Origin of the sequence: Streptomyces kanamyceticus, assembly GCF_008704495.1 — a bacterium.
GTDB classification, from domain to species: domain Bacteria; phylum Actinomycetota; class Actinomycetes; order Streptomycetales; family Streptomycetaceae; genus Streptomyces; species Streptomyces kanamyceticus.
In genome coordinates this window covers 10,005,164-10,024,480 of the sequence record NZ_CP023699.1, presented here as the reverse complement: position 1 = coordinate 10,024,480, position 19,317 = coordinate 10,005,164, and the positions used below count along the sequence as shown (strand labels likewise).

Here is a 19,317-nt window from a genome sequence, read left to right as displayed (position 1 = left end):
CGGGGTTCGCGGATCACCACCTACGGGGGATGGGGCCGGGCGTGCCGTCCCCCAGCCGGGTGGCACGGGTTGCGCGCTACGTGATCGTGAACGCGGCTGCCGCGAGCTCTGCCTCCGTCTCCTCCCAGGGGAGGTAGATGCCAAGTTCACCCTCCAGATATTGCAGGAACGCGACGTCGTCGATCCCGTCATCGCTGTGCACCGACGTCACCTCGCCGTGCAGGGCGTAGTCGACGCGGCTGAAGCCCTTGGGGTTGCGATGCACGCAGTACGCCCGCCCCGCTGGGACAGAGCCGCGAGGTACTCCCCCGCGTGGGAGTGGAACTCCTCCAACGCGTACGCCCAGCCCGCCACCGAGCCCGCGCGGACGATGGTGTCCGGCGGGTTGGGCAGGAAGCCCCGTACGTTCGTGCTCCTGGCCAATGGCCGCGACCCCCTGAGCAGGGCGGGCCGGACCGGCGTTGGTCCGGCCCGCCCCGCGGGGCGACCTTCCGTTACGGGAGGCTGTGTACCTTCGGGCCGACGGAGTTCGACCACGCGCTGCCCGCCGTCGCGTCCCAGTTAGTGGACCACGTCATCGCGCCGCGCAGGGTCGGGTAGGTCTTCGACGGCTTGAAGGAGCCGCAGCCGGTGCCGCGGGTAAGGCAGTCGAGGGCGTTGTTCACGACCGACGGGGCCACGTAGCCGCTGCCCGCGGCGCGCGTCGACGCCGGGACGCCGATGCCGACCTGTGAGGGATCGAGGCCGCCCTCCAGCTGGATGCAGGCGAGCGCGGTGAGGAAGTCCACGCTGCCCTGGCTGTAGACCTTGCCGTCGCAGCCCAGCATCGAACCGCTGTTGTAGTACTGCATGTTGACGACCGTGAGGATGTCCTTCACGTTCAGTGCCGTCTGGAAGTACCCACCGGACGTGGACTGCATGTCGATGGTCTGCGGTGCCATCGTGAGCACCAGCTTCGGGCCCGCCTTCGCGGCGAGCTGGCGCAGCGCCTTCGTCATGTAGGTGGGGTTGAGGCCGTTCTCCAGGTCGATGTCGACGCCGTCGAATCCGTACTCCTGCATCAGCGCGTAGGCGCTGTTCGCGAATGCCGTCGCGGAGGCGTCGCTGTTGACCGAGATGGTGCCCTTCTCGCCGCCGACCGAGAGGATCACGGACTTGCCCGCGGCGTGCTTCGCGGCGATGTCCGCCTTGAAGTCGGCGGCGGACGGGTAGCCGACGGCCGGGTCCAGGTTGAAGGTGATCTGGCCCGGTGTGGTGGTGGCGTCGGCGAAGGAGACGGCGATGATGTCGTACTGCGCGGACACGTCCCGGAGCTTCTGCACGGTCGCGCCGTTGTTGAAGTTCTGCCAGTAGCCGGTCAGCGCGTGCTTGGGCACGGTGCCGCCGTCCCCGCCGCCTCCCTTGCCGGTCCGCGCGGACACCGCTGTCGACTTCGCGGACTCACCCGCCGCGTTGGAGGCGCTCACCTGGAAGCTGTAGGTGGTCTCGGGCGTGAGGCCCGTGACGGTCGTGGCGGCGCCGCTGGTCGAGGCGACCTTCGTCCCGTCGCGGTAGACGGTGTACGCGGTGGCCGTGGACACCGGCGTCCAGGACAGGTCCACCGACGTGGACGTCGTCGTGCCCGCCGCGAGTCCGGTCGGCACGGCCGGAATCTCCACCGGGTCGGTGCCGCCGCCCCCGTCGGGGCCGAAGACGTTCACGTCGTCCACATAGTACGCGCTCTGCCCGTACCAGCCGTGCGTGTACACGGTGACCGACGTGGTGTTCGCGCCGGTGGTGAAGCTGGTGGAGAGCTGCTGCCAGGTCGAGTTGCCCGGCGTCCAGGTCGACACGTCGGTGGTGCCGGTGCCGCGGGCGCCGAGGTAGGCGTAGCTGCCTTGCACCCAACTGCTCAGTTTGTACGTCGAGTTGGGCTTGACCTTGACGGTCTGGGCGCACTCGGCGGTGTCCTGGCCGGACGGGGTGGCCTTGAGCGCCTTCGTGCCGCCGTGCACGGGGGAGGTGACGGCGGCGCCGCTGTTCGCGGTGCAGGTCCAGTTGCTCAGGTCCGACTCGAACCCGGCGTTCTTGGCGACGTTGACGTCCGCTTGGACGCTCGGCGCTGTGACGTCCGCCGACTGCGCGGGGGCGGCGAGCCCGGTGACGGCGAGCGCGGCCGCCGCACCGACGGCGAGCGCCGCGCCGAATCTCCGGCGAACGCCGGGTCTGCCCTGACGTACACGGTCCACGGGGTGCCTCCAGGAGAGGTGAAGGGCGGATGTGAACGACGGTGGCCACCGCTGCTGTGCGCATAGTTGGTCCAGACCAATCGAGTTGTCAAGACCTCTGGAGAGGCGAACCGATCCCTTGACCTCTGTGGCCCCGGCCACTACTTTTCGGTAATCGCCGACCCATGACCAGCGAAAGGAGGCGACCAGCGGATGTACACCAGCTCTGATCTCGGTCGCCTCGCCCAGTGCACGGCCTGGGTTCCTGGTCGGATCGCGCACGGCTGCTGATTACGCCGTCCTGATGTGCCGTCGTGGCGCATTCCGGGTTTTCCCGCCCCCCTTCTTCCGGTACGCCACTGTCGCGTGCCCTTTCGCGCCCTTTCCTTCGGCTGCGCCTGGCTCCTGCCCCTTCGGTCCGGCGCGTCCGCAACACAGAAAGCTGCCTGAACATTGGCGAACATGATGCATCGACCGATCGCGCGCCGAAGCGAAGTCCTGTCATGACGGGGGCGCGGATCACGGTCAACGGGACGGACACACCGATCGCACCGGCCACACCGCACGCCACGGTGCTGGACTTCCTGCGCGGACGCGGCCTCACCGGCACGAAGGAGGGCTGCGCCGAGGGTGAGTGCGGCGCCTGCTCGGTCCTGGTGGCCCGCCCCGGGGTGGACAAACCCACCGACTGGGTGGCGGTCAACTCCTGCCTGGTTCCTGCCGCGGCGCTCGACGGGCAGGAGGTCATCACCTCCGAAGGCCTTGCCACCGTCGACCGGCCGGGCGTGCCGCCTTCCCTGCACCCGGTGCAGGAGGAGATGGCCGTCCGCGGCGGCTCCCAATGCGGTTACTGCACACCGGGATTCGTCTGCAGCATGGCCGCCGAGTACTACCGGCCCGGCCGCTGCGCGCACGCGGAACCGGTGGACGCCACAGGCCCGGCCGAAACCGACGCCGAGCACGGACCGAACGGTTTCGATCTGCACTCGTTGAGCGGGAACCTGTGCCGCTGCACCGGCTACCGCCCGATCCGCGACGCCGCGTTCGCCGTCGGCATGCCCACCGACGAGGACCCGCTGGCACAGCGCCGCGAGCAGTCCCCACCCGCACCGGTCGCCACCGAATACGCGCGGGAGGGCAGCACGTTCCTGCGCAAGAACACCCTGGTCGACACCCTTGAACTGCTGCGCGAGCAGCCCGACGCCGTGGTGGTCGCGGGCTCCACCGACTGGGGCGTGGAGGTCAACATCCGCTCCCGGCGGGCGAGTTGCGTGGTCGCCATCGACCGCCTTCCCGAACTGCGGGGACTGCGCGTGGAGTCCGACTCCATCGAGATCGGGGCGGCGCTGACGCTCACCGAGATCGAACGCCGCCTCGACGGCGGCGTCCCGCTCCTCGCGGAGCTCTTCCCCCAGTTCGCCTCCCGGCTCATCCGCAACGGCGCGACCCTCGGCGGCAATCTGGGCACCGGCTCGCCCATCGGTGACAGTCCACCTGTGCTCCTTGCCCTGGAGGCGTCGGTCGTGCTCGCCGACGCCGATGGTGAGCGCGAGGTCCCGCTCGCGGAGTACTTCACCGGATACCGGCAGAGCGTGCGCCGTCCGGGCGAGCTGATCCGCGCGGTGCGCATCCCGCGGCCCCTGTCGCGGGTCACGGCCTTCCACAAGATCGCCAAGCGGCGCTTCGACGACATCTCCAGCGTGGCCATCGCGCTCGCGCTCGACATCGAGGACGGGATCGTACGCAAGGCGCGGATCGGCCTGGGCGGGGTGGCCGCAACCCCGATCCGTGCCCTCGCCACCGAGACGGCCCTGGAGGGCGAGCCGTGGTCGGCGGAGACTGTGGAGAACGCGGCACGGGTGCTGCGGGGCGAGGGCACACCGATGGACGATCATCGCGCCAGCGCCCTGTACCGGTCCGCGATGCTCGGCCAGAGCCTGCGGAAACTGCACGCACAGACCACCGAGGCGGTGTCGTCATGAGTCAGCTGTCCCAGCGCCCCGAGAAGCCGGTCGTCGGTGTCTCGATGCCGCACGAGAGTGCCACCTTGCACGTCACCGGCACCGCGCTCTACACGGACGACCTGGTCGCCCGTACCAAGGACGTGCTGCACGCCTATCCGGTGCAGGTCATGAAGGCCCACGGCCGGATCACCGCGCTGCGCACCGAGCCCGCGCTCGCCGTACCCGGCGTGGTCCGCGTGCTGACCGGTGCCGACGTGCCCGGCGTCAACGACGCCGGGATGAAGCACGACGAGCCGCTCTTCCCCGACGAGGTCATGTTCCACGGCCACGCGGTCGCCTGGGTGCTCGGCGAGACCCTGGAGGCCGCCAGGATCGGTGCGGCGGCCGTCGAGGTGGAGCTCGACGAACTGCCGTCCCTGATCACGCTGCGGGACGCGATGGCGGCCGACAGCTTCCACGGCGCCCGGCCCATGATGCTGAGCGGTGACGTCGACGCCGGATTCGCCGACTCCGCGCACGTGTTCACCGGGGAGATCCAGTTCTCCGACCAGGAGCACTTCTACCTGGAGACGCACGCGGCGCTCGCCCACATCGACGAGGGCGGGCAGGTGTTCGTGCAGAGCAGCACCCAACACCCCTCCGAGACGCAGGAGATCGTCGCCCACGTCCTTGGTCTGCACAGTCACGAGGTGACCGTGCAGTGTCTGCGGATGGGCGGCGGATTCGGCGGCAAGGAGATGCAGCCGCACGGCTTCGCGGCCGTCGCCGCGCTCGGCGCCAGGCTGACCGGACGCCCCGTCAGGCTGCGGCTCAACCGGACCCAGGACCTGACCATGTCCGGCAAGCGGCACGGGTTCCACGCCCGGTGGCGGATCGGCTTCGACGCCGACGGGCGCATCCGGGCCCTGGACGCCACGCTGACCGCGGACGGCGGCTGGAGCCTGGACCTGTCCGAGCCGGTCGTGGCCCGCGCCCTCTGTCACATCGACAACACCTACTGGATCCCCAACGCCCGCATCACCGGCCGCATCGCCCGGACCAACAAGGTCTCCAACACCGCCTTCCGCGGTTTCGGCGGCCCGCAGGGCATGCTGGTGATCGAGGACATCATGGGACGGTGCGCGCCGCTGCTCGGCCTGGACCCGATGGAGCTGCGGGAGCGCAACTTCTACCAGCGGGGCCAGTCGACGCCGTACGGCCAGCAGGTCACCCAGCCCGAACGGATCGCCGCTGTCTGGGAACAGGTCAAGGAGAACGCGGGGCTCGCCGAGCGCAGGCGCGAGATCGCCGCCTTCAACTCCGCGCATCCGCACACCAAGCGGGCGCTCGCGGTCACCGGCCTCAAGTTCGGCATCTCGTTCAACCTCACCGCCTTCAACCAGGGCGGCGCGCTTGTGCTGATCTACAAGGACGGCTCGGTCCTGATCAACCACGGCGGCACCGAGATGGGGCAGGGTCTGCACACCAAGATGCTGCAGGTGGCCGCGACCACCCTTGGCATCCCGCTGCACAAGGTGCGCCTCGCCCCGACGCGGACCGACAAGGTGCCCAACACCTCCGCCACCGCCGCGAGCGCCGGAGCGGACCTCAACGGCGCGGCGGTGAAGAATGCCTGCGAGCAGCTGCGCGAACGGCTCCTTCAAGTGGCCGCCACCCAGCTGGGATCGAGCGCCTCGGACGTACGCGTCGTCGAGGGCGTCGCCCGCGCCCTGGGCAACGACACCGAGCTGGCCTGGGACGACCTGGTGCGCACCGCGTACTTCCAGCGGGTCCAGTTGTCGGCGGCCGGTTTCTACCGGACGGAGGGGCTGCACTGGGACGCGAAGACGTTCCGGGGGACGCCGTTCAAGTACTTCGCCCACGGCGCCGCGGCGGCCGAGGTGGAGGTGGACGGCTTCACCGGCGCCTACCGCATCCGGCGGGTGGACATCGTGCACGACGTGGGTGACAGCCTGTCCCCGCTGATCGACATCGGTCAGGTCGAGGGTGGTTTCGTGCAGGGCGCGGGTTGGCTGACCCTGGAGGACCTGCGCTGGGACTCCGGTGACGGTGCGGGCCGGGGCCGCCTCCTCACCCAGGCCGCGAGCACCTACAAGCTGCCGAGCTTCTCGGAGATGCCAGCGGAGTTCAACGTCACGCTCCTGGAGCACGCCTCCGAAGAGGGTGCGGTGTACGGGTCCAAGGCGGTGGGTGAGCCTCCGCTGATGCTGGCGTTCTCGGTGCGCGAGGCGCTGCGGCAGGCCGCTGCCGCGTTCGGGCCGAGCGGCGTCGCCGTCGACTTGGCATCGCCCGCGACGCCGGAGGCGGTCTTCTGGGCGGTGCAGGCCGCTCGCGAGGGCCATGCCTCCTCGAACGGTCAGGCACAGGGCGGTAGCGGTGTCGCGGCAGGCGATCGCACCGGAAACGGGCTGTCAGGGCATTCCGCGGGCGGCGCTGTGCACGCCGACGCGGAAGCGTTGAGCGGTGCCTGACATGGCGTGGGTCGCCGCGGTCGCGCGGTTGCGGGCACGCCGGGAGTCCGGCGTGCTGGTGACCGTCGCGACCGTACGCGGCCACGCCCCGCGCGCGGCCGGTGCGAAGCTCGTCGTGGGCCGGAGCGAGACGTGGGGCTCGATCGGTGGCGGCAATGTCGAGGCCGTCGCGATCGACCGGGCCCGGGAGATGATCGGCGCGTCCAAGCCGGAACCGGAGCTGCTCGACTTCGCCCTGAACGACAAGGTGACCAACCGGCACGGTGTGCAGTGCTGCGGCGGCACGGTGTCGGTGCTGCTCGAACCGCTGCCGGTGGTACGGGCGGTCGCGATCTTCGGCGTCGGACATGTCGGCCTCGAACTGGCGCGCATCCTGGCCCGTCAGGACCTCGACCTCCATCTGATCGACAGCCGGTCCGACATGCTCACCAAGAAGCGGCTCGACGTGCTGGCGGACGCGGTCGCGCAGGTGCACACGCATCACACGCCGCTGCTGCCCGAGGAGGTCTTCGAAGAGCTGCCGCACGGCACGCACGTCCTGATCATGACCCACGACCACGCCGAGGACGCCGCTCTGTGCGACGCCGCCTTGCGCACCACGCGGCTCGGATCCATCGGGCTGATCGGATCCGCGGCCAAGTGGGTGCGGTTCCGCAAGCGCCTCGCCACCGAGGGAGGTCACGACGAGGCCACCATCGACCGGATCAAGACCCCGATCGGCCTCGCCGACATCACGGGCAAGGAACCCGCCACCATCGCCGTGAGCGTCGCAGCGGATCTGCTGCGCACGTTCGAGACCGAGGGGAACCTCCACCACCCAGGCGTTGCCGCCCCCGGCTTCGACGTTCCCCCAGGTCAGACGTTTCCGCAGGTCACATCGGGTGGCGTAACTCCGGCGTAATGACGGGGACGTAGCGTCGCCGCCGTATCCGAGGCCGGTCACGGCCTACGACGAGGAGGCGGTGGAGCCATGCACGGACAGGAGACCGGGGGCGACGTGGGGTGTGGCGGTTCGGGTGAGCCGCCAGGAGCGGCCTACGCCTCCTCCGACTCGCGTGCGCAGCGCGCCCGCAGGCTCGCCGACATGCTGCGCCAGCAGATCATCGGCGGCGCCTTCGAGGAGGGCCGACTGCCCGACGAACACGCGCTGGCCCGGAGCCTGGACGGCTCGCGCAACGCGGTCCGTGCGGCGCTCGATCTCCTGCGGGCCGAGGGACTGATCACCCGTCAGCGGGGAGTGGGCACCCGCGTGGTGACCGCGAAGTACGGTCATGGACTCGACCGGCTCACCGGCCTGGCCGAGACGCTGCACGGGTACGGCGAGGTCCGCAACGAGGTGCGCGTCGCGCACCTGGTGGCCGCGCCGCCCCGCTCCGCGCTCGAACGCCTTCGCCTGCCCGACACCAGCCCGGCCGTCCACCTGGAGAGACTGCGACGGCTGAACGGCGAACCCCTCTCCGTCGATACGACGTGGCTCGCCCCGGACATCGGAACGCCCCTGCTGGAGCGCGATCTCGCCGGGCGCGACGTGTTCGACCTCATCGAGGAGGTCATCGGCGGTCCTTTGGGGTACGCCGACGTCACCGTGCACGCCATCACCGCCGACCGTGACTCGGCTGGCCTGCTCGGCATCCCGGCCGGTGCGCCGCTGTTCGCCATCGACCGGCTCACGCACCTGCCCGACGGACGCCCGGTCGACGCCGAGTCACTGCGCGTCCGCGCCGACCGGTTGACACTGAGCACGGCCCTGCACCGGGGGTCCCGATGAGCGGAGCGATTGACGGAGCGATCAACGGAGCCTTTCAGGTGGACACGTCCACGGCGGTGGTCCTCGCCCTCTTCGGCCTGGCGGGCGGCATCGGCATCACTGCGGTCGGCCCCGGCGGCGTGCTGCCCACCATCGGCATGTTCCTGTTCACCGGCCTGTCCCCCGCTTCGGTGGCCGGTACCGCCATCGCCACCCATGTCGCGACCGGGGCGCTCGGCACCGCCGCGTACGTACGCTCCGGCCAACTGCGCGACCCGTCGACCCGGCGTACCGCCCTGCTCCTCTGCACCACGGCCCTCGTGGGCACGCCTGTGGGAGTCCTGCTCAACGACGCGGTCGCGGGCCGGGCGTTCGGTGTCCTGCTCGCCGCGGCGGTGACCGTCACCGCGGTCCTGACGTGGATCCGCGAACGACGTGTACGCCGTGTCGGGGACGACGGGACCGGCCCTGTGCCGCTGCCCGCCAAGGTCGCGGTACCGCTTGGCCTGGTGGTCTCGGCGGCCGCGGGGCTCTTCGGGCTCGGCGGCCCGATGCTCGCCGTGCCGCTCCTTGTCCTCTGCGGGCTCCCCGTCCTGCCCGCGCTCGCCGTGGCCCAGGCCCAGTCCGTGGTGATCGCCTCGCTCGGGACGGTGGGCTATCTGCTCGGCGGCGACGTGAACTGGCCGCTGGCCGCGCTCATCGGCGTGCCCGAACTGGCAGGCGTACTCATCGGCTGGAAGATCGCCCGCCTCGTCCCCGCGCAGCGCCTCAAAACGGCCCTCATCGGAATGCTCCTGCTGTTGGCTCCTTACCTCGCGTTCCATTCCTGACAGGGACGGTTGCAGAGGAAGCAGCCCTGCCAGTGCGGGAGCGCGCTGAGGATCCGGTGCCGCGCGCAGGAGGCCACCGCGCGGTCGTCCGGCCCCGGCAAGCCCATGCCCGGATCGGGTCCTTCGGTCGGTACGAAGGACGTGACCATGTAGGTGAACTGGCGGAGGTAGTCGCGGGCGAAGGGCGGTTCGTACCCCAGTTCGTCCCACCGGTGGCCGCTCAGCGCGAGTGCGGTGGCGCGCAGTACGAAGTCCTTCGACCGGGCGCGGTCGGCGGCGGACGCGCCCCAGGCGATGTCCCGCAGGTCGAACCCGACAGCGCCTCGCCCCATCACGTTCTGGTCCTGCAGCGTCAGCAGAGCCGCGAAGCGGTGGTCCCACACGTCGTCGGCGAGATCGGAGACCGCCAGCATCAGCACGTCGACGAACACTTCTGTACCGCCGTTGGACAGGTACAGGCTTCTCTCTCCACCGGCGAATACGTTCCCCACGGGCCAACGGTACGACGGTTTCGGCCTTCACAGGGTGTATGCCTTGACAGCTCTTCACCCGCGACCTGCACCACCCGCCGCACAAGGTGTGGGCCGCGCTGACCGAACCCGCGCAGCTCGCCGCCTGGGCCCCGTACACCGCCGACCGCAATCTGGCGGAACAGCCTGACCCCGCCCGCCTGGAGCCCGGTGCCGAGGCCTCGTTGTCAGTGGGGGCGGCGACAATCCACGGCATGACATCACCCCAGCACCTTGACCGCCTCCTCACCGACTTGGGGCTCGATGAGGCAGCCACGTTCACGGCCGTGTGCGGCGCCGACGAGGAAGACGTGATCCGGCTCTTCGGCGGTGATCCCGAGCGGGCCCGCCCCATGAACCTGGAGGAACTGCGCGACTACGACGAGGGAGACCTCATCCTGGTCTCCCGGTCGGGACCGGCTGTCGTCGTCGTGGAGGGCAACGGCTACCAGGGGTCCCGCGAGGAGGTCCTGCGCCCGCTCTCCCGCCTGGGGCGCACCGCCAGCGCCTTCTGGAACGTGAACGCGGTGTCCCGACTGAGCCTGGCCGAGGACGGACTGCTCTCTGCCGTGCTCGACATGGTCGTACCCGAGGATCCGTACGGAGCGCGCCCCGACGCCTGGGACTCCCTGCTGGAGGGCCTGCCCTTGGGAGTCGACGCCGGTTGGGGCTCGGGGCTCGCGGCGGTCGAGCGGGCGACGGGCGCGCGGTTCGACGAGGCATGGGTACGAGGGCCGCACCGCGCCATACCCATCACGCCGGTACCGCAGTACCTGCTGGGGCAAGGGCTCGTGGACTCGCCGCTGCTCAAGCGGGAGCCGTTCGTGAGCTACCTGACGGACCTGGGACCCGCACAGCTCGCCCGCATGCGCCTGCACGCACTGCGACTGGCGCTGGACCACGCCGACTTGCGTGACCATCCACTGGCTGTCGCGGCCCTTTCGGCGGACAGGATTCCGGCTGCCGCGAGGGTACGGCTGCGGGACGAACTCACCACCGCGGGCGATACGGCTCACGCTCGGGCCCACACGCTACGAGTCGATGAGCCCGATGAGTTCGAACCCGAGTGGGAGCGCCCCTCCGAGCGCGTCTTCCGGCAGGCCATCGTCTTCGGAGTTCTCGCGCAGTGCGTCGCAGCACACCTGCCCACCCCGGCCGACTGCCTTCCGGACATCCTGAGTTCCCTGGTCACGGCGATGACGGGTGACGGCGAACGCGTCAAGGAGTTCTGGATGGTCGACCATCTACACAACGCGGTACAACGACGGGCCTGAACGGCGAGGTAAGTGACGTCAGAGAGCGCGCGGGCGGCAACGCCGTAGCTCGGGGGCCCGCCTGCCGGTCACGAGTTCGTCCGCGATGAGCCGTCCGGCCGTGGGCGCCAGGGTGATGGCGGAGTGCGTGGCGGCGACGTAGACGGATCGATCGTGTGTCACGTATCCGATGAGGGGTCCGTGCGCGGGCATGGGGCGGCGGCTGGTGCGGTAGCCCAGCAAGCGGCACTCGTCGCTGCCGCGGAAGGCCTTCTTCAGGCGCCGCAGCGCATCTTGTGCGGTCAGTTCGACCGGTGCCGTGCTGCCTTCGGCGTGTCCCAGGGGCAGCAGGAGTTCGCCGTCCCGGATCTCTCGGACCTCCAGTCCTGGGGCGTCCACGATGGTCTTCACCAGGCCCGGCGGTGCCGAGACCCGCACCAGCGTGGCCGGGGAGGCGGCGATGGGCAGGTCGGCGGCCAGCGCCGCCAGCGGCTCGCAGAGCGCCGGGATGTTGGTTCCGGCCGCGAGCACGACGGTTGTGGCGGCGTGGACACCCGTCGACGTCACCACTCCCCCGACGCGTCCGTCGACCAGCCGCAAGGACGTAACGGCGGTTTCCCGGAGCACAGTTGCTCCGTGGGCCTCCGCTGCGGAGACCAACGCATGGGTCAAGGCCCTGGGGTCGACGCCCGCGTCGCCCGGGGTGTGGACGGCCTGGCCCGGTGGGTCGCGCAGGTTGGGTTCCAGGGCCGCGATGTCGCTTCGTCCGATGCGCGACTGGCCTGGCCACAGCCGTGCGCCAGCAGGCGGTGTATCGGCCGCCCACGACAGCGAGCCGGTCCAGCGGATGGTGACCTGGGGCAGTTCCGCCTCCAGTCGCCGGTAGTCCGCCAGGACGTACTCACGAAGGTCATGCGCTCCGCCGGGCCAGTCGCCTACCGAACCGCCGATCCAGGCGAAGGAGTCTCCCGTGACCCCGGCGGCCGCTGTGGTTCCTTGCTCGAGCAGAGTGACCGGGACGCCGCGGCGCGCCAGGTGGTAGGCCACCGAGGAGCCGACGATGCCCGCACCGACAACGACAACGCCTGACATGAGGTCCCTTCGCTGAGCCGTGCGGATGCCCTCCGGCCGCCAACCAGCCAGAGGGTATCGGCAGGGGCGGGAGGTGTGTCAGGTGGCGATGGTGGCGACGGGTTCGAGGCCGTAGGTGCGGGCGTAGCCGTTCTCGGTGCCGACGAGGAGGTCGACGACCTCGAAGTAGCGGTCCCAGAACGGGGTTTCGCGCAATGCGTCGATCAGGAGCTGGTAGGCGTGGTGGTCTTCGGCTTCCCACACCCAGACGTCGGTGACGCGCGCGGAGTAGAACTCCGTGTCGTAGAAGCGTGAACGGACGCCCGTGGTCTTGGCCTCGATGGCCGGGATGACCTGGGTGGTGAAGGCGTCCACGCGTTCCTGGACGGTCAGGGCGAGCCACTCGGGTGTGGTCTTGACCAGGATGAATGCCGTGACCGGCGGTTCGGACTTGTCAGCGGGCGTCGGATCGGACATGAGGATGCCTCCCATGTGGCAGGTGCTGGACTTCAGGACGGGCGCTGGACTTCGGGACGGATGCCGAACTTCAGGACAGGACGGCGGGCTTGAGGGTCTGGGCGCACCACTGCTCGAAGCTGGTGGCGCCAGTGGTGTCCGGAGTGCGGGTGACCCCGGCGTCGAGGCCCTCGTCCTTGGCCCGCTTCATGTCGACGACGCCTTGCACGAATGCCTCGTTGAGGCCGTAGCCGAGGAGGGTGGTGTACAGCTCGTCGAGCGGCTGGCGTTCGTAGCGGACGGGGCGGCCGAGCTGTTCCGTCATGATGCGGGCCAGGTCGTTGGGGGACAGATCCCGCGGTCCGAGGACCGGGACGCTGTCGGTGCCGGTCCACGAGCGGTCGAGCAGCAGGTCGGCGGCGGCCGCCGCGATGTCGGCGACAGCGACGAGGGGAGCCTTGCGGTCGGCGTCGGCGGCGTCGGTGAAGACGCCCTGCTCGCGGATCGATTCGGCCTCCTCCAGGAGGTTCTCGAAGAAGGACGGGTTGGCCAGGGCCCGGTAGGCGACGCCGGATTCGGCGATGAGGTCGTCCATGGCGAGGGTGGCGGTGACCAGTCCCGCCCGGTCGACGAGCGGGGTGCCGCGGCCGAGCGCGGAGACGCCGACGACATGGCCGACTCCGTGGGCGGCGAACGCCTTGACGGCGGGGCGGGTGAAACCGCTGTAGGCGTCCCGCGGGGTCAGGGAGGCGTCCGGGGGGACGAGCCAGAAGACGGCGTCCGCACCCTCGAAGGCCCGGTCGAGGACATCGGGCTCCGCGTGCGAGCCGGTGACCACCTCGACGCGGCCGTGCGCCGCGTCGGGAAGCCGGGCGGGATCGCGCACGATCACGCGCAGTTCCTCGCCCGCGGCGGGGGCGGCCGCCAGGAGCCGGGTGAGCAGGTGACGGCCGATGTTCCCGGTGGGAGCGGTAATGACGATCAAGGAAACCTCGCAGGTCGTGCCGGTTCGGTACGTCCTTCATCCTGCGGAGGATCTCCGTGCTGCCACAATGGGAACTTCGGCACGGAATCATTGACTGAAATGGAATGATGCTGGTGAGCAGCCCGGATCCCGTCATCGACGCCAATCTCGCCATCGCGCTTGACGCCCTGCTGGCCGAGCACAGCGTGACGCGCGCCGCCGCGCGTCTGCACACCTCGCCCGCGGCCATGAGCCGGACCCTGGCCCGGCTGCGCCGCGTCCTCCAGGACCCGATCCTGGTCCGGGCCGGACAGACCATGGTTCCCACCCCACGCGCCCTGGCCCTGCGGGAGGAGGCCGCCGCGGTCGTACGTAGCCTCGGCGCACTGCTCAGTCCGGGCACGAGCGTCGACCCCGCAAGCCTCCGCGGCACCTTCACCCTCCAGGCCGCCGACCTGGTCTGCGCGGCGCTGGCCCCCGAGCTGCTGCGGCTCGCCCAACGGGAGGCGCCGGGGGTCTCGTTCCGGATCAGGGCGGAGGAGCTGGAGGCCGGGCCCGCCCTGCGCGACGGCCGGATCGACCTGGAGATCGGGTCCATCGACCACGTGGACCCCGAGACGCAGGTCGAGGAACTGGTCGGCCTCCGCATGGTGGCGGCCGTCCGGCCCGGACATCCGCTCGCCGAAGGGCCGTTGACCCCAGCGCGGTTCGCGGCCGCCGAACACGTCACGGTCAGCCGTCGCGGCCGGTTCACCGGCCCCCTCGACACCGCCTTGTCCGAGCGGAACCTCCATCGGCGGGTCAGCGTCGTCCTCCCCAGTCACCTGGCCGCGATGACCCTCGCCGCCCGCAGCGACGTCGTCTGCCTCGTACCCGCCGCACTCCCCGGCGCCGCCCCCTCACCCCTCACCCGCGACGCCGAAGCCCTCGGGCTGCACCTCCTCGACATCCCCCTGGAACTACCGCCGTTGGCCATCGGCATGGCCTGGCATCCCCGGCACACGGCCGACGGAGCCCACCGCTGGCTCCGCTCCACCGTGCGCCGCGCTCTCCGTGCACCGGAAGCGGCTTCTGAGGTCGGCACGGAGCACGACGGTCAGCGTTGAGCCGAACCGCCCGGCAGAGCGTTGTCCAGGAGGATCTCCGCCGCCGCCCTGGCGTGGCGTCCGTAGTCCGCGTCGCCGAGCACCATGGCGCGGCTGGCGGCCCCGTCGGCGAGGGTGACCAGTTGCTCGGCGAGCGCTGCGGGCTCGCGGCAGCCGAGTTCCGTCACCAGTGCGGTGACCAGCCGTACCATCAGCAGTTTCTGTTCGCGGGCGTAGGAGTGGACGTCGCTGTGCGGGTCGGGGAATTCGGCGGCGGCGTCGATGAACGGGCATCCCCGCACCGGAGTCGAGTCCGGCGCGGGCTGGCGGAACAGTCCGAGGATCCGCTCGCGCGCGGGGACGTCCTCGCGGGTCAGCGCGCTCTCCAGGGTGTGCCCGGTCGAGGTGAGGTCGCGCAGGTGGGCGATGACCAGGTCGTTCTTGGTCCGGAAGTGCGCGTAGAGGGTGCGCTTGGACACCGGCGCCTGCTCGGCGACCTGCTCCATGCCGGTCGCGTTGATCCCTTGGGCGGCGAACAGCTGGGCGGCGGCGGCCAGGATGCGTTCGCGTCCCCCGCGCCCCTGTCGTCGTGACGTCGCAGGCACCGTAGTCATGAGGGAAGTATACGTACTCGTTTACTTAAGGGCGGGCGGCTTGTTAGGGTCACTCGCAGGTAAACGGTCTCGTTTACCTACGAGTCGTCGAGGAGTTCTTCTGTGAACGCACCGGTCTCCACCGAACTGAGCGACTACGCGGAGAAGTTGATACGCGGCCGCCACGCGACACGCGCGTTCCGGCCACAAGCCGTCCCCGAGGACACCCTGCGCGCGATCTTCTCGCTGGCCGGCGCCGCACCGTCCAACTCCAACGCGCAGCCCTGGCGCGTCGAGGTCACCAGCGGTGCCAGGCACGAACGCCTGGCGCACGCCCTCCAGGCAGCCCACGCCGAGCAGCGCACCTCGGTCGACTTCCCCTACTCCGAGGGCATGTACGCCCCTGTCCACCAGGAGCGACGGACGGCGTTCGGCACCGGCCTGTACCAAGCGCTGGGCATCGCCCCTGACGACCACGCGGCGCGCGCGGCCTACGACGCGCGGAGCCTGCGCTTCTACGGCGCACCGCATGCCGCGTTCCTGTTCGTCACCGGCGACGGCGGGGCACGCCTGGCCGCCGACGTCGGCGCCTATATGCAGACACTGCTCCTGGCCATGACCGCATACGGCGTGGACAGCTGCCCGCAGGGCCTGCTCAGCTTCTACGGCGACACCATCCGCGCCGAACTCGGCGTCGACGAAGGCAAGTTGCTCGTGGGCGTCTCCTTCGGCTACGCCGACGCGAGCGCTCCGGTGAACCGGGTCACAGCCGAGCGGGCGGCCCTCGAAACGACGACCGCCTTCCACGGATAGGGCGTTTCCCTTCCACGCCCCGCCAACACCTCAGGCGCGGCGAACCCGCCAGAGCCACGCTCCCGTACCCGCGATCAGGGCGATCATCGCCAGGTTGGCCGCCAAGGCAGGGCCGTCGCCCGTCGGACCGCCGCTGGAGAGGTTCCAGCTGGCGATGACGACACTGGGCAGGACGGCGGCCAGCAGAACGCCGGTGGTCTTCCGGACGGCGGTCCAGTGCACCGAAGTGCACAGGAGTATCGCGCCGGTGATGCGGGCCAGGATGCCGAACAACGGCCCGGGCTGGTCAGGGAAGACCATGAAGAAGGGGATCGACAGGGCGAGCATCAGGAGCGGGACCAGGGGGTGCACCTTGCCGCGCCGGACGGGCGCGCCGACGTCGCTCCGGACCGGGGCCCCGGCAGCCCCGTTCCCGTTCCCCGCCTCGGCCAGCGCCGTCGCCGCGATCGTGCGAGGGTCTCCCAGCTCTGCCAGGACCTCGCCGACCGCGGTGTCGGGGCGCTCGGCGCGCGTCACCTCGATGTGTTCGGCGAGATCGGCGAGGAGCTCCTGCCGACGGTCGGCGGGAAGCGCGGAGGTCTCGCGCTCGACGGCGGAGAGGTAGTCGCGTACGGGATCGGCAGAGGTCTTCATGCGAGGTCTCCGGTGGAGGGGTGGGGGGTGGAGAGGAAGGCGTCGACGGCGTCGCGGAAGCCGGGCCAGACGCGGGTGAACTCGTCGAGCGCGGCCCGGCCGCTGTCGGTGAGGGCGTAGTAGCGACGGGGCGGCCCGGAGGCGGACTCCTGCCACGTGGTGGTGACGAGGTCGTCGCGGCGGAGCCGGGAGAGCAGCGGATAGACCGTGCCCTGGCTGGTGGCCAGGGCGCCCGAGTCCTCCAGGGCGTGGAGGAGTTCGACGCCGTAGCGGGGGCGGTCCCGCATCAGGGCGAGTACGCAGTACTCCAGGACGCCCTTGCGCAGTTGGGCCGCGGCCCGGGCCTGCTTGGTCGAATCACCTGGTTCCATGCGATGCAAGATACCTGGTGGGGCAAGTGGGTCAGGAAGGGGGGTACTGAAGAGGGGGGAGACCGGAGGAGGCGCATCGAAGGCGGGTCAGCTCTCCCCGTGCGCCGCGCGGTATGCCGTCGGCGACTGCCCCACCAAGCGGCGGAAGCGACGGGAGAAGTACAGCGGGTCCGCATAGCCGACCCGTGCCGCCACGTGGGCGACGGCGAAGGAGGAGACCTCCAGCAGGTCTTTGGCGGCCGCGATCCGCTGCTGCTCGACGTAGGCCATCACACCCACATGAAGGTGCCGGGTGAACAGGTGTGACAGCCGTGACGGCGACACACCTGCGAGCGCGGCCAGCGACCGCACGCTGTGCGGCTCGGCCAGCCGTCCGCTCACATGTTCAACGACCGACAGCACGCGGGGGTCGAGCCGGTCGCCGTCCGGACGCCGCATGTCGCACCAGAGCAGCGCTTCCTCCACGGCGTTCATGCCGAACAGTGCCGCGTTGCGCATCCGGCCGTGATGGAACGTGACGGCCCGGGACAGTGCCGCGGCGACGCGCCCGGCCAGCTCGGGCGGCAGGTCGATTCGCCGGACGCCCGGCGCGACCTGGGGCCAGTCCAGGAGCCCCGGCCAGCTCGGGCGCGGATGCACGTGCACCCACAGGAGCTCCCATCCGTCGGCGCGGGGAGCCGTGCCGTAGTCGTGCGGCGTCCGGGGCGCGAGGGACACGACCGAGTGCCGGTCCACCGTCAGGTCCGGACCCGAGGGGACCCCGAACCGTCCGCTGCCGTCGACGGTGAGGATCAGCAGCCAGTCCGATGTGCCGTGGGGCCGCCTGGTCGCGTAGTCCCCACCCATGGCGAACCTTCCGGGCAGCAGACGATCGACCCGCGGCGGCGCCGTAGCGACAGCATCGTCCATGTCTTCGCCCGCCCTCTCCATTCCGTGTCCCGTACGGCGGGGACACGATCGACGCCATGACGACTCTGCGACCCCAGCACGCCGCGGCGAGCGAAGCGGTCTACGGCCGGGACGGGGTGATCCAGGTGAACGGCCTGTTCACCGCCGAGGAGATGGACACCGTCCGCGTGGCCTTCACCGATTTCGTACGCCATGACCGTGCGGCGCTCGGCGCCGACGACGGCCTCGCGCCCGGCGACATCCTGTCCCGCTACCCGCGGTTCATGCAGCCGCACCGGCGCACCGATCTCCAAGTCGGGCGCCTGGCACGGCGTTTCATGACGGACGGCCGCCTGCTCGACGTGGTGGAGCGGCTGATCGGCCCGGCGCACGGCGCGCAGTCGATGTTCTACTTCAAGCCGCCCACCGCCCGCGGGCAGGCCATGCACCAGGACAACTACTTCCTGCGCGCCCATCCGGAGACGTGTCTCGCCGCGTGGATCGCCGTCGACGACTGCGACGCCGCCAACGGAGCGCTGTCCGTCGTCCCCGGCTCGCACGCCATGGAGGTGGTGTGTCCCGAGGAAGCCGACGCCGAGGAGTCCTTCACCACGGGGCTGGTCCGCCCGCCCGCCGGAACGCGTGCCGTGCGGACGTCCATGCGCCCCGGCGACGTGTTGTTCTTCCACGGGTCTCTGGTGCACGGCTCGCTGCCGAACACGACGGCCGACCGGTTCCGCCGCTCGCTGATCTTCCACTACGTGCCGCGGAGCAGCGTGGAGATCGCGTCGTGGTACCTGCCGTTGGTGGCCCCGGACGGCTCCGACCACATGATCGCGGCGGCGAGCGGCGGCGGTCCTTGCGGTGACACCTGAACTCACACGTCAGCCGGCCACGGCGGCGAGTGTGGCGTCCAGGTCGGCGGCCCTGGGCTGGTTGTGCGGAAGCCTGGCGAGGACCGCCGCCATGCCGCAGGTGTCGGTGAGGGCCGAGAAGGCCAGGCCTCCCGCGACGCCCGCGGACAGCCAGCGTGCCGCGCTCCAGCGCCGTCCCACGAGCAGCCCGGTCAGGACGAGAGATCCGGCGGCGAGGCGGACCTGACGCTCCATGGCCCAGGCGGTGCGGGTGCCGACGGCGCGGTGGGTGTCGTGGCCGTGCTCGGTCCAGGCGGTCGTGCCGCCGGTGAGGGTGGCGGCGTTGATGCCCTGGCCGGCCAGGCGCTCGCAGGCGGTCCCGGAGCGGGCGCCGGAGGCGCACACGACGAGGAGGTCGCCGCGCTCGGCGGCGGCCTTCAAGGCGGACAGGGCCGCGTCGAGGTGGTCGAGAGGGATGTTGTGGGCGCCGGGCAGGTGGCCGGAGGCGTACTCGCCGGGAGTACGCACGTCCACGACGGTCAGTTCGTGGAGGCGGGCGTGGACCTGGTCGGCGGTGAGGGTGGTGGGTGCCACGGGGATTTTCCTTC

Annotated in this window: 20 protein-coding genes; 9 read left to right on the top strand and 11 right to left on the bottom strand. The window is 70.7% G+C overall.

Annotated features, from left to right (window positions below; all coding sequences use genetic code 11):
* Positions 1-76: 76 nt before the first annotated feature.
* Together CP970_RS43385 and CP970_RS43380 are read right to left on the bottom strand one after the other, a co-directional pair.
* Entirely contained in the window at positions 77-265 is a 189-nt protein-coding gene (locus CP970_RS43385) for a hypothetical protein (RefSeq protein WP_055550653.1), read from the bottom strand.
* 229 nt (positions 266-494) lie between these two features.
* The gene (locus CP970_RS43380) at positions 495-2,228 is read right to left on the bottom strand and encodes a chitinase (RefSeq protein WP_150494705.1); all 1,734 of its coding nucleotides are present in this window, start codon (positions 2,226-2,228) and stop codon (positions 495-497) included.
* 482 nt (positions 2,229-2,710) lie between these two features.
* Between CP970_RS43380 and CP970_RS43375 the strand changes: the two genes are divergently transcribed.
* From CP970_RS43375 to CP970_RS43355, 5 genes are all read left to right on the top strand, one after another.
* Positions 2,711-4,189, top strand: a complete 1,479-nt coding sequence (locus tag CP970_RS43375) for a xanthine dehydrogenase small subunit (RefSeq protein ID WP_055550657.1) — start codon at positions 2,711-2,713, stop codon at positions 4,187-4,189.
* Positions 4,186-6,642, top strand: a complete 2,457-nt coding sequence (xdhB, locus tag CP970_RS43370; protein WP_055550659.1) for a xanthine dehydrogenase molybdopterin binding subunit — start codon at positions 4,186-4,188, stop codon at positions 6,640-6,642. Before CP970_RS43375 ends, xdhB begins: the two co-directional genes overlap by 4 nt.
* Position 6,643: 1 nt before the next feature.
* Positions 6,644-7,543 (top strand): xanthine dehydrogenase accessory protein XdhC, encoded by a 900-nt coding sequence (gene xdhC / locus CP970_RS43365; RefSeq protein WP_079043714.1) that lies wholly within the window; start codon positions 6,644-6,646, stop codon positions 7,541-7,543.
* Between the two features lie 69 nt (positions 7,544-7,612).
* Positions 7,613-8,410 carry a GntR family transcriptional regulator gene (locus CP970_RS43360; RefSeq protein WP_079043715.1) on the top strand — a complete coding sequence of 266 codons (798 nt, stop codon included), beginning with the start codon at positions 7,613-7,615 and terminating at the stop codon, positions 8,408-8,410.
* 38 nt (positions 8,411-8,448) lie between these two features.
* Positions 8,449-9,219, top strand: coding sequence for a sulfite exporter TauE/SafE family protein (locus CP970_RS43355; RefSeq protein ID WP_224059072.1), 771 nt, complete (start codon positions 8,449-8,451; stop codon positions 9,217-9,219).
* Here the strand turns inward: CP970_RS43355 and CP970_RS43350 are convergent.
* Positions 9,198-9,710, bottom strand: a complete 513-nt coding sequence (locus tag CP970_RS43350; RefSeq protein ID WP_055550663.1) for a hypothetical protein — start codon at positions 9,708-9,710, stop codon at positions 9,198-9,200. The genes CP970_RS43355 and CP970_RS43350 overlap by 22 nt on opposite strands.
* Before the next feature lie 233 nt (positions 9,711-9,943).
* Here CP970_RS43350 and CP970_RS43340 point away from each other — a divergent pair, with 233 nt between their 5' ends.
* Positions 9,944-11,002 (top strand): DUF6461 domain-containing protein, encoded by a 1,059-nt coding sequence (locus CP970_RS43340; RefSeq protein WP_150494703.1) that lies wholly within the window; start codon positions 9,944-9,946, stop codon positions 11,000-11,002.
* 18 nt (positions 11,003-11,020) lie between these two features.
* On the opposite strand, the gene CP970_RS43335 is transcribed toward CP970_RS43340, so the two are convergent.
* The 3 genes from CP970_RS43335 to CP970_RS43325 form a co-directional block, all read right to left on the bottom strand.
* Complete coding sequence (locus CP970_RS43335; protein ID WP_055550667.1) at positions 11,021-12,073, bottom strand: NAD(P)/FAD-dependent oxidoreductase; 1,053 nt, start codon at positions 12,071-12,073, stop codon at positions 11,021-11,023.
* Positions 12,074-12,151: 78 nt separating this feature from the next.
* A complete protein-coding gene (locus CP970_RS43330; RefSeq protein WP_055550689.1) occupies positions 12,152-12,529 on the bottom strand; it encodes a darcynin family protein in 378 nt (125 codons plus the stop codon).
* Between the two features lie 70 nt (positions 12,530-12,599).
* A complete protein-coding gene (locus CP970_RS43325) occupies positions 12,600-13,493 on the bottom strand; it encodes an NAD(P)H-binding protein (protein ID WP_055550669.1) in 894 nt (297 codons plus the stop codon).
* A gap of 104 nt (positions 13,494-13,597) precedes the next feature.
* Here CP970_RS43325 and CP970_RS43320 point away from each other — a divergent pair, with 104 nt between their 5' ends.
* Positions 13,598-14,578, top strand: a complete 981-nt coding sequence (locus CP970_RS43320; protein WP_055550671.1) for a LysR family transcriptional regulator — start codon at positions 13,598-13,600, stop codon at positions 14,576-14,578.
* Here CP970_RS43320 and CP970_RS43315 read toward each other — a convergent pair.
* Positions 14,569-15,171: a TetR/AcrR family transcriptional regulator gene (locus CP970_RS43315; protein WP_055550673.1), complete on the bottom strand. Its 603-nt coding sequence runs from the start codon at positions 15,169-15,171 to the stop codon at positions 14,569-14,571. The two genes, CP970_RS43320 and CP970_RS43315, sit on opposite strands and share 10 nt — an antisense overlap.
* Positions 15,172-15,273: 102 nt before the next feature.
* Here CP970_RS43315 and CP970_RS43310 point away from each other — a divergent pair, with 102 nt between their 5' ends.
* Positions 15,274-15,963, top strand: a complete 690-nt coding sequence (locus CP970_RS43310; RefSeq protein ID WP_055550675.1) for a nitroreductase — start codon at positions 15,274-15,276, stop codon at positions 15,961-15,963.
* A 30-nt stretch (positions 15,964-15,993) separates the two neighbouring features.
* On the opposite strand, the gene CP970_RS43305 is transcribed toward CP970_RS43310, so the two are convergent.
* The 3 genes from CP970_RS43305 to CP970_RS43295 all read right to left on the bottom strand — a co-directional run bounded on the left by CP970_RS43305 (position 15,994) and on the right by CP970_RS43295 (position 17,813).
* On the bottom strand, positions 15,994-16,596 hold the full coding sequence (locus CP970_RS43305; RefSeq protein ID WP_150494701.1) for an HAAS signaling domain-containing protein: 603 nt from the start codon (positions 16,594-16,596) through the stop codon (positions 15,994-15,996).
* A complete protein-coding gene (locus tag CP970_RS43300; RefSeq protein WP_150494699.1) occupies positions 16,593-16,967 on the bottom strand; it encodes a PadR family transcriptional regulator in 375 nt (124 codons plus the stop codon). Before CP970_RS43300 ends, CP970_RS43305 begins: the two co-directional genes overlap by 4 nt.
* Positions 16,968-17,054: 87 nt before the next feature.
* Entirely contained in the window at positions 17,055-17,813 is a 759-nt protein-coding gene (locus tag CP970_RS43295; protein WP_191095027.1) for a helix-turn-helix domain-containing protein, read from the bottom strand.
* Between the two features lie 119 nt (positions 17,814-17,932).
* Between CP970_RS43295 and CP970_RS43290 the strand changes: the two genes are divergently transcribed.
* Positions 17,933-18,730 carry a phytanoyl-CoA dioxygenase family protein gene (locus CP970_RS43290; RefSeq protein ID WP_150494695.1) on the top strand — a complete coding sequence of 266 codons (798 nt, stop codon included), beginning with the start codon at positions 17,933-17,935 and terminating at the stop codon, positions 18,728-18,730.
* 9 nt (positions 18,731-18,739) lie between these two features.
* Here the strand turns inward: CP970_RS43290 and CP970_RS43285 are convergent, their stop codons facing one another.
* Entirely contained in the window at positions 18,740-19,303 is a 564-nt protein-coding gene (locus tag CP970_RS43285; RefSeq protein WP_150494693.1) for a rhodanese-like domain-containing protein, read from the bottom strand.
* Positions 19,304-19,317: the final 14 nt, after the last annotated feature.

What these genes read in the sequence shown, in the direction of transcription:
- CP970_RS43360 (WP_079043715.1), top strand. Translation starts at nt 7,613, where the DNA reads ATGCACGGACAGGAGACCGGGGGCGACGTGGGGTGTGGCGGTTCGGGT.
- CP970_RS43300 (WP_150494699.1), bottom strand. Translation starts at nt 16,967, where the DNA reads ATGGAACCAGGTGATTCGACCAAGCAGGCCCGGGCCGCGGCCCAACTG.
- CP970_RS43330 (WP_055550689.1), bottom strand. Translation starts at nt 12,529, where the DNA reads ATGTCCGATCCGACGCCCGCTGACAAGTCCGAACCGCCGGTCACGGCA.
- CP970_RS43340 (WP_150494703.1), top strand. Translation starts at nt 9,944, where the DNA reads ATGACATCACCCCAGCACCTTGACCGCCTCCTCACCGACTTGGGGCTC.
- CP970_RS43375 (WP_055550657.1), top strand. Translation starts at nt 2,711, where the DNA reads ATGACGGGGGCGCGGATCACGGTCAACGGGACGGACACACCGATCGCA.
- CP970_RS43315 (WP_055550673.1), bottom strand. Translation starts at nt 15,171, where the DNA reads ATGACTACGGTGCCTGCGACGTCACGACGACAGGGGCGCGGGGGACGC.
- CP970_RS43290 (WP_150494695.1), top strand. Translation starts at nt 17,933, where the DNA reads ATGACGACTCTGCGACCCCAGCACGCCGCGGCGAGCGAAGCGGTCTAC.
- CP970_RS43335 (WP_055550667.1), bottom strand. Translation starts at nt 12,073, where the DNA reads ATGTCAGGCGTTGTCGTTGTCGGTGCGGGCATCGTCGGCTCCTCGGTG.
- xdhB (WP_055550659.1), top strand. Translation starts at nt 4,186, where the DNA reads ATGAGTCAGCTGTCCCAGCGCCCCGAGAAGCCGGTCGTCGGTGTCTCG.
- CP970_RS43305 (WP_150494701.1), bottom strand. Translation starts at nt 16,596, where the DNA reads ATGAAGACCTCTGCCGATCCCGTACGCGACTACCTCTCCGCCGTCGAG.
- xdhC (WP_079043714.1), top strand. Translation starts at nt 6,644, where the DNA reads ATGGCGTGGGTCGCCGCGGTCGCGCGGTTGCGGGCACGCCGGGAGTCC.
- CP970_RS43320 (WP_055550671.1), top strand. Translation starts at nt 13,598, where the DNA reads ATGATGCTGGTGAGCAGCCCGGATCCCGTCATCGACGCCAATCTCGCC.
- CP970_RS43295 (WP_191095027.1), bottom strand. Translation starts at nt 17,813, where the DNA reads ATGGGTGGGGACTACGCGACCAGGCGGCCCCACGGCACATCGGACTGG.